The sequence below is a fragment of the Carnobacterium sp. genome (assembly GCF_032094055.1).
Taxonomy (GTDB): domain Bacteria; phylum Bacillota; class Bacilli; order Lactobacillales; family Carnobacteriaceae; genus Carnobacterium_A.
Window position 1 is genome coordinate 37886 of the sequence record NZ_DAMDAK010000001.1, and the last position, 5167, is coordinate 43052.

Below are 5167 nucleotides of genomic sequence, written 5' to 3' on the forward strand. Positions count from 1 at the left end.
CACATCAATTCGTTGACGATTGGCCATATAAAACGAGCTGCCTATCACATTATTGTAAAATAGTTCTGAAATAGGTGAGCGCCAATCGTATACTAAATTATTTCCTTCTTTATCAGCAAAGTTGTTAATGCCAATATAGAAAGCTTCTTCTGGCTCCTCATCAAGAAAGTCGACGTTTATCTTTCCAAAATATGGAGTTTCTAAGAGGCGTTTGACCTTTTGTAACGAAAGATCAGCTGTTTTCATTTTGATGTTCATCTGATCAATCTCTCGATTTTTCATTTCCAACACTGAAAATGTATCAAGATTGTCTGATACATTACTAAAATCCAAACGTACATCACCGGACATATCCTTCAAGGTGGAAAGCCCTTCACTCCTCGTCTTTTTGAGCATATCGGTTAATTCTTTCTCTGTTTGCAAAAGCTTTTCATAAACGATTTGAAGGTATTGTTTTTCTTTATTTAATTCTATACTGACCATCCACATGTCCCCTCACTTATAGTGTCCATTTCTATGAACCAGTTATGCGCAAAATCAGAAGTGTACTATTGCACCATGCTGATTTTTATCTCACAAAAAAACACCTTGTGCTTTATATTCTAAAGTACAAGGTTTTTTTCATCAAACTTTATTTCAAGTCCGTACATAGCGGTTTAATTATTTAACACGCAATCTTTCAACATCACGAGCAATAGCGATTTCTTCGTTCGTTGGAATCAATAACACTTTAACTTTCGAATCAGCTGTTGAAATAACGCGTTCTTCGCCACGCACTTTATTGGCTTCTTCGTCAATTTTTGCTCCAAACCAATCCATTCCATCAATAATAATTTGACGAGTTTCTGGAGAATTTTCTCCAATACCTGCTGTAAAGACAATTGCATCTGCACCATTTAAGACTGCAAAATATTGACCGATGTACTTTTGTACACGGTTATAAAAAATATCTAATGCTGTCTGTGCTTGTTCATTGCCTGCTTCAGCAGCTTCTTCTACATCGCGCATATCGCTAGATACGTCAGAAAGTCCTAATAGTCCTGATTTGTTATTCAAAATATAAATCATTTCGTTAATATCTGTGATGTTTAATTTATTCATTAAGAACGGCAATAATGATGCATCAATATCCCCAGAACGTGTTCCCATAGTAATACCAGCTAGTGGTGTGAAGCCCATTGATGTATCAACTGATTTTCCACCTTCAACAGCTGTAATTGAACCGCCGTTACCTAGGTGACAAGTAATCAATTTTGTTTCTTCAAGCGGTTTTCCTAGCATTTCTGCTGCACGCTCGGATACATATTTATGAGAAGTTCCGTGAGCACCATATTTACGAGCGGCAAAATCTTCGTAATAACTCATTGGAACACTGTATAAGTAGTTTTCTTTTGGCATAGAAGTATGGAAAGAGGTATCGAATACAGCTACACTTGTGATATTTGGCAACAACTTTTTAAACGCTTTGATTCCTGTTGCATTTGCTGGATTGTGCAAAGGTGCAAATTCTGCTAAACTTTCAATTTGTGCTACGACTTCATCAGTCACTAAAGCAGAGTCTTTAAATATTTCACCACCTGCTACAACACGGTGTCCTACTCCTGTGATTTCGTCATAACTTTCAATAACGTTTAATTCAATCAGTTTATCTAAAACCATTTGGATAGCAATTTCATGGTTTTTAATATCTTCTACTACTTTGTATTTTTCACCATTATATTTAGTAGTGAACACGGAATTTGTTAATCCTACTCGTTCCACAATTCCTGAAACGATTTCTTCTTCTGCCGGCATTTCGTATAATGTAAATTTTAAACTTGAACTTCCTGCGTTAATTGCGATTGTTTTTGACATAGTGGGTGAATCTCCTTTGTTTTAATTATTTTTTTTATTCCAAGTTTCAACTTCCTGCATAAAATGGAGCATAGCTGGCTGATTTTTAAAATCAGGAATTTGTGCAAGTAAAACTTGCTTCACTTGTTGGGCGTAGTTTCCTTTTTTCTGAAGCAAAAGAATAGATTTCCGTGAATTTTTTGTTCGAAATAATTCTTTTGGTAAATGCAGCATACCTTGAAGATAAGCTTCTTCTTGAATCATTTTAGTCAACGCAGCTGCCTCTTCTGTTTCAAATAGCTGAGAAGGAACTAAAAATACTCCGTAACCGCCTTTTTTTAAATAATGAATGCTTTGTTCAATGAATAAGTGATGTGCAAAGGAATGACCTTTTTCTGAACTGGTTTTAAATTGCTTGGCTTGTTTATCTACTGGGTAGAATCCAACTGGCAAATCACTCACAACAATATCTACTGGATCCACCAGCAAGCCAGTAAGCGCATCTTGATGAGTCAGTTTAATCTTTTGCCCTTGCAGTTCTGTACTAATTAAAGCCAGCACTAATAACAAATCATCATTATCAATTCCTTCGGCGACTACTTCGATGTTTCGAACACTTAATCCATTGTAAACGGTCGATAATAAGTTTCCTGTTCCTACTGCCGGATCAAGTAACCGAATCGTTTTTAAAGTTGGATCCATTAGGGTTTCAATAAGATAAGCTAAAACAAAACCAATGGCATCCGGTGTCATTTGATGATTTGCTTGCAGCTTATCTTCTTTTGCACCTTTTAACAAGGCTAGTTGAAAACTTTTTCTAATCTCTTCTGGCTCCATTTCAGCTAATGGTAGGTCTTGGTATAATGTATTCAACGCCTCAGCTGTTTCCTCGGAAGGCAGATTATTTTCTCGTCGAGCTTTTTTTCCGTCAAGGATGTTTTCACCTGTTTCGGAAAGCCCTTCTAAATATGAAACACCTAGTTCTTTCTGTAGCAATTGAACGGAGGTATCTAATGTTGAAAATAAACTCTCAATCTCTTTTTGAGACAATGGATGCAACCTCTTTTCTTTATTTAAAGCTATTCTACCTTAATTTCTAATCTTTGATTAGACAAAATTATCTGTTCAGTATTTTTTACTACCTGTATTATTTTAACGAAAAATCACTTAATTTACAAGACTGTTCTTGATGAATCTTATTTTAATTGTTTGTATAGGCCTAACCCAATAATAATGCCTAGGACCAATAGAGTAATTATAAAGTACTTTAAAGAAGATTTCCATAATTGACTCTTTTTCGAATTGCGGTAGCTAAAATTACTGGCTGGCTTTCTAAAAATTAAATAGATAAGCAACCCTGGGACCAGTAAGGTTACAATCATTATAAGTACCCATAGCCAGCCGCGCATACGCCTAGCTTCTGCGTCATAGTACATCCATCTGGCTAATTTAACTACTCCGATTATAAAAAGAATAATGACAATAGCAATCACACTAATGCCCAAAATTCCGATGATCAAGTCACTCATTCTAACGCTCCTTTTAAAGAAAGTTTCGTTATTGCACATTTTTGGTTCTATTATTTTTGGTGTTGGTAAGAAAAATGAATCTATTCTACAGTCTTGAAATTTTCGGAGGAATAGTGGCTGCTTGCAGCCATGTAAAGGATTCAATGCGAATTACGAAGCGGTTATGCTTCGTTTGAGGCTTGAAAGACTGGAGACACTAAGGCTTCAGTCGGTCCCATGGCTTCTTGCAAGCAGACACGTAAATTCCGGAGGGAATTTCACTATCTGAGTATTACCAACACGATTTAACAAAGAAACACATTTTTTTAAACTTAAAAAAAAAGCTCTTCTACAAGAATAGAAGAGTTTCTTTTGTGTTTAATTATTGAGCAGCTGGATAAACAGATACTTGTTTTTTGTCGCGGCCTTTACGTTCGAAACGAACAACGCCATCAACTTTTGCAAATAAAGTGTCATCTCCGCCAATACCCACATTAGTACCTGGATAAATTTTTGTACCGCGTTGACGATATAAAATTGAACCACCAGTAACAGTTTGACCATCTGCACGTTTAGCACCTAAACGTTTAGATTGAGAATCACGTCCGTTAGTAGTAGATCCGCCCCCTTTTTTATGGGCAAAGAATTGTAAATTCATTTTCAACATCTGAGTTGCACCTCCTGTTTTAATCTAATTTATTGCTTTAACTTGACATAATCAGAATACTCTTCTGCTATACTATTTAAAGATAAGCAAAGACTTTCCAAAAGAATCTGTGCAATGTTTTCCTGCTCATCATTTATTTCTATTGGCAGTTCAACGTATAAATAACCGCCTTCCCTCTCATCATTTGCTTCAATAAGAGGAGTGAAACCGCCTAAAGCAGCTAAGCTGTTAGCAGTTCCAATGGTTAAAGCTGATACAGCTGCACAGACAATGTCTGTTCCGTAAGTTCCTGACTCTGCATGTCCAGTAACTTCAAAAGAAACAATCGCCCTTTTATCGTTACGTCTAAAAAATGCTTGAATCATTCACAAACACCGCTTTCTTACAAGTTAATTGCATTGATCATTACTTTTGTATATGGTTGACGATGTCCTTGTTTGCGATGAGAGTCTTTTCTGCGTTTGTAAGTAAAAGTCGTAACTTTCTTTTGACGACCATGCTTTTCTACAGTACCCTCAACAACAGCTCCGGCAATAGTTGGAGCTCCAACTTTTGTTTCTTCGCCACCTACTAAGATAACTTCATCAAAAGTGACAGTTTCACCAGCTTCAACGTTTAATTTTTCAATATAAACTGCTTGGCCAACTTCAACTTTAATTTGTTTTCCACCTGTTTTAATAATTGCGTACATTTATTCGCACCTCCTTATTAGACTTAGACTCGCCGTCATGAGCGCCATTTAGGACTTGTAAACTCATTCCCGCGCGGTTGTAGTTGTGGTGCTACACATTAACAACAATAGTAGCATACCAAAAAGCACCTTCCACGTCAATCAATATTTTTCATTCTTGAGTAAAAAGCTGCTGCTAATTTTCTTCCTATCCTTTTTTCTTTTTAGGCGAAGGTTGAATAAAAGTATCTGAAGAAACCACACGTGTCCCGTATTCTTTTGCAAATTCTCTATCATGTGTCACAATTAAAATACCGGTACCTGCAGCAGCTATTTTCTGAATCATCTTTCCAATATCACTAGCAGATTCACGATCTAAAGCTGAAGTCGGCTCATCGAAACATAAAATTTTAGGGTTTAACATCATGGCACGGGCAATAGCCACACGCTGCTGCTGTCCACCTGATAGAGTACGTGGATAAACATCTT

Annotated in this window: 7 protein-coding genes, 1 pseudogene and 1 other annotated feature; all 8 genes and pseudogenes read right to left on the minus strand. The window is 36.5% G+C overall.

Going from position 1 to position 5167, the window contains the following annotated elements:
* Positions 1-483: pseudogene (locus RT405_RS00210) on the minus strand (ATP-dependent DNA helicase IV); the annotation flags it as partial.
* 177 nt (positions 484-660) lie between these two features.
* Complete coding sequence (locus tag RT405_RS00215) at positions 661-1854, minus strand: acetate/propionate family kinase (RefSeq protein WP_035028752.1); 1194 nt, start codon at positions 1852-1854, stop codon at positions 661-663.
* Positions 1855-1875: 21 nt separating this feature from the next.
* On the minus strand, positions 1876-2883 hold the full coding sequence (locus RT405_RS00220) for a class I SAM-dependent methyltransferase (RefSeq protein ID WP_313466698.1): 1008 nt from the start codon (positions 2881-2883) through the stop codon (positions 1876-1878).
* A 146-nt stretch (positions 2884-3029) separates the two neighbouring features.
* Positions 3030-3362 (minus strand): hypothetical protein, encoded by a 333-nt coding sequence (locus tag RT405_RS00225; RefSeq protein WP_192987056.1) that lies wholly within the window; start codon positions 3360-3362, stop codon positions 3030-3032.
* A 361-nt stretch (positions 3363-3723) separates the two neighbouring features.
* On the minus strand, positions 3724-4008 hold the full coding sequence (rpmA, locus tag RT405_RS00230; RefSeq protein WP_035028762.1) for a 50S ribosomal protein L27: 285 nt from the start codon (positions 4006-4008) through the stop codon (positions 3724-3726).
* Between the two features lie 29 nt (positions 4009-4037).
* On the minus strand, positions 4038-4373 hold the full coding sequence (locus RT405_RS00235) for a ribosomal-processing cysteine protease Prp (RefSeq protein ID WP_313466699.1): 336 nt from the start codon (positions 4371-4373) through the stop codon (positions 4038-4040).
* Between the two features lie 17 nt (positions 4374-4390).
* Positions 4391-4699: a 50S ribosomal protein L21 gene (gene rplU / locus RT405_RS00240; protein ID WP_035028768.1), complete on the minus strand. Its 309-nt coding sequence runs from the start codon at positions 4697-4699 to the stop codon at positions 4391-4393.
* A 15-nt stretch (positions 4700-4714) separates the two neighbouring features.
* Positions 4715-4788, minus strand: a sequence feature (ribosomal protein L21 leader region).
* A 98-nt stretch (positions 4789-4886) separates the two neighbouring features.
* On the minus strand, positions 4887-5167 hold a 281-nt coding region (locus RT405_RS00245), incomplete at its 5' end, for an ATP-binding cassette domain-containing protein (RefSeq protein ID WP_313466700.1).

Coding starts and splice junctions, on each gene's coding strand:
- RT405_RS00235 (WP_313466699.1), bottom strand. CDS start 4,373: ATGATTCAAGCATTTTTTAGACGTAACGATAAAAGGGCGATTGTTTCT.
- RT405_RS00225 (WP_192987056.1), bottom strand. CDS start 3,362: ATGAGTGACTTGATCATCGGAATTTTGGGCATTAGTGTGATTGCTATT.
- rpmA (WP_035028762.1), bottom strand. CDS start 4,008: ATGTTGAAAATGAATTTACAATTCTTTGCCCATAAAAAAGGGGGCGGA.
- RT405_RS00215 (WP_035028752.1), bottom strand. CDS start 1,854: ATGTCAAAAACAATCGCAATTAACGCAGGAAGTTCAAGTTTAAAATTT.
- rplU (WP_035028768.1), bottom strand. CDS start 4,699: ATGTACGCAATTATTAAAACAGGTGGAAAACAAATTAAAGTTGAAGTT.